Genomic DNA, 2,606 nt, shown 5'->3' with positions numbered 1-2,606 from the left:
CGCCCGCATCGATCAGCGTGCGACAATCGTCTGGATTTTGCAAAATCACGCGGGTGTGCTTCCCGTTCAACGCCAGCCTCAAGGCCGCGCTCAAGGGCCGACGCAGCAGCCGTGCGCGAAGCCTTGACATTCACCGGATGAGGTGCTGATCTTGCCTTGGAATATTGCCGAGGAGGTCAAGGCGCGGTTGGCCGATCTCGCCGAGCGCGGCCCCCGACTTGTCACTGCGGTGCCTGGGCTTCGCATCCACTAGCAAGGTGACAGCTGATTGAATCCTCAATGTCAGCACTGCCCATCACGGATTATTTTCGCGACGATGTCCTGGCCAAGCGGCCATACATCCAGCGCGAATGGTGCGAAGCGGCTGTCCGCAATCCCATCCGCCGCGAAGTGCAGGCGGACGATGGACGTATTCGGCACTGGATTTGGGTCGAGGCGTTACAGCGTTATCTGCGGGTGGTGACCCTGGCGGATGGTCAGACGATCCACAACGCTTTTCCTGATCGGAGATTTCGGCCATGAAGCTCAACTATGACGCAGCGACGGATTCACTCTACATTCATCTGAGCGAGCGGGCCTCTGTCGATTCCGACGAAATTGCTAACGGCGTGGTGCTGGATTACGACGCCGACGGTGCCCTCATTGGCATCGATATTCAACATGCCAGCCGCCAGGCCGACCTGGCCAAGCTCTCAGTCAACCGACTGCCGCTGATGCAGCTTGAGGCGGCATGAGGCGCTGAATGAAACCCAGGGTCGGCGCATAATACTACTTTGTTACCTTGCGCTATGCGCTTGATATTGTTATTATTTTTCGAGTTGTGCGTGCGGAATAAAATCTGGATAGTTGATGGCCATTTGCAAAAGCCTTGCGCGGCAAGACCCCTTGCGCTCACTGAAGAACAATCTCGCCTTTCACATTGAAGAATACCACCACCACTTTCAGGTAGCGACGGCAGATCACCATGATCTCAGCGAGGCGTATATCCGGGGTCTGTTTAAGACTGAAGCGAAGTGGCGCAACATGGAACGGATGAACGAAGAGTTGGATTTATCGGGTGATGGCCAACAGCGCCTGCAGCAGTTCATTTCCGACTCCCCTTGGTCGGCCAGTGCGTTGATCAGTGATCTTGCGGTGAAGACCTCTGAATTCTACGCCAGCCAACCGACCTATCAGCGCCGGGACGTCGGCTCTATCCTCGATGAATCGGCGCATCTGAAGAATGGCAAGCAGTCCGTCGGCGTGGCCCGCCAATATGCCGGTGTCAGCGGCAAGGTCGAGAACTGCCAGGTCGGCGTTTATGCCAGCTTGGTGTGGAACACCCACAGTACCCTGATCAACGCCCGGCTGTATCTGCCCGAGACCTGGACCGAGGACCCTGCCCGGTGCGAGAAGGGCGGCATTCCGACCGATCAACGCCGCTTCAAGACCAAACTCGAGCTCGCCCGGGAGATGGTGCAAGCCGATCTTGAGGCGGGCGTCGAGTTTGACTGGGTCGGGGGAGATGGACTCTACGGTCATGGACTGGAACTCGGCCAGGCGCTGGACGAGCTGGGGTTAAGGCGATTGCCGGAAAAGCTCGTACCGAATTGCGCAGGATGTTCGTTTGCCTTCGAGGAGCGTCGCCGGGAGCATAGCCGGGCTATGTGACCGGCGGCGCGACGAAGAAGGCGAGCGAAAAGACCAGCAAGGCGGTATGTGCTTTGACAGAAATCGCCTAAGCTTCCTGCTCGATGTCCACTGCGATCAGCCGATTGACCCCTTTGAGCCCCAGTTGCGGGTACCGGAGCGCACCTCGACACGCGGTGCGGCGCCCACGAAACGGCGCGCCAACCTCGAGGCGTTGCGCGTCGATGCCTACGCCCAACAACTGCTGCCCTGCCAGTGGCAGAGCGTTACCGTGCGCGATGGCACCAAAGGCCCGCTCAAGCTGGAGATGCATGTGCGGCGCGTCTGGCTCTGGGACGGCGAGGCCGAGGCCCCAACCCAGCGCACCCTGGTTGATCAGTCGCCGGCTCACGGACAACGCCCTCAAATACTCGTTGAGCAACGACGATGCCATCACCACCCCCATGGAGCGGTTTGCCTATCGCCAGGCGCAGCGCTATTAGGTCGAGCGCGCCTTTCAGGAAGCCAAAAGCGAGCTCGGGATGTCCGACTATCAGGTCAGAAAGTCGACGGCGTGGCACCATCATATGGCGCTGGTCATGCTGTCCTTGTCGTTCCTGGTGAAAGAGCGTATCCAGCAAAAAGGGTCCGCCCCCCTGTTGAGTGCGCGCGACATCCGTCTGCTGATCATCGCCATGCTCCTCAATGATCCTGATGCCGTTGATCGCCGCCTCGCATCGATGAACATCCGGCATGAACAACGACGTAAAGACATTGAGCGATATGACAAAGAACATGATCCTGACAACGCGAATGATACGGGTTGAGTCAGGGCTCAGAATGAATCTAACAAAGTAGTACTAAGAATTCTCCGAAGCTTTCGACCCTCGAAGACGATGCGCGCGTGTTCGGCCACACTGTCAAGGTGGCCTTTTAAGCCAAAATTGGCTCGTTAAGCCGCATGGAAAGCATCGGGGCTGCGCAATCACACCTTCCGA

At 58.1% G+C, this 2,606-nt stretch carries 6 protein-coding genes; 5 read left to right on the top strand and 1 reads right to left on the bottom strand.

The window, feature by feature from the left end:
• Positions 1–142: 142 nt before the first annotated feature.
• The 4 genes from CKO40_RS23555 (at position 143) to CKO40_RS23540 (ending at position 1,650) form a co-directional block, all read left to right on the top strand.
• A complete protein-coding gene (locus CKO40_RS23555) occupies positions 143–253 on the top strand; it encodes a hypothetical protein (protein WP_338074259.1) in 111 nt (36 codons plus the stop codon).
• A 26-nt stretch (positions 254–279) separates the two neighbouring features.
• A complete protein-coding gene (locus tag CKO40_RS23550) occupies positions 280–522 on the top strand; it encodes a hypothetical protein (RefSeq protein ID WP_200348894.1) in 243 nt (80 codons plus the stop codon).
• Positions 519–734 (top strand): DUF2283 domain-containing protein, encoded by a 216-nt coding sequence (locus tag CKO40_RS23545; protein ID WP_200348893.1) that lies wholly within the window; start codon positions 519–521, stop codon positions 732–734. Before CKO40_RS23550 ends, CKO40_RS23545 begins: the two co-directional genes overlap by 4 nt.
• Positions 735–849: 115 nt before the next feature.
• Positions 850–1,650: an IS701 family transposase gene (locus CKO40_RS23540; protein ID WP_200348892.1), complete on the top strand. Its 801-nt coding sequence runs from the start codon at positions 850–852 to the stop codon at positions 1,648–1,650.
• 67 nt (positions 1,651–1,717) lie between these two features.
• Here the strand turns inward: CKO40_RS23540 and CKO40_RS23535 are convergent, their stop codons facing one another.
• Complete coding sequence (locus tag CKO40_RS23535; RefSeq protein WP_200348891.1) at positions 1,718–2,074, bottom strand: hypothetical protein; 357 nt, start codon at positions 2,072–2,074, stop codon at positions 1,718–1,720.
• 76 nt (positions 2,075–2,150) lie between these two features.
• Between CKO40_RS23535 and CKO40_RS23530 the strand changes: the two genes are divergently transcribed.
• On the top strand, positions 2,151–2,435 hold the full coding sequence (locus CKO40_RS23530; RefSeq protein WP_200348890.1) for a hypothetical protein: 285 nt from the start codon (positions 2,151–2,153) through the stop codon (positions 2,433–2,435).
• The last annotated feature ends 171 nt before the right edge of the window (positions 2,436–2,606 follow it).

Source organism: Halochromatium glycolicum, assembly GCF_016584085.1.
Classification (GTDB): Bacteria; Pseudomonadota; Gammaproteobacteria; order Chromatiales; family Chromatiaceae; genus Lamprobacter; species Lamprobacter glycolicus.
Note: the sequence above shows the minus strand (reverse complement) of the source record. Positions and strands in the feature narration are given on the sequence as shown.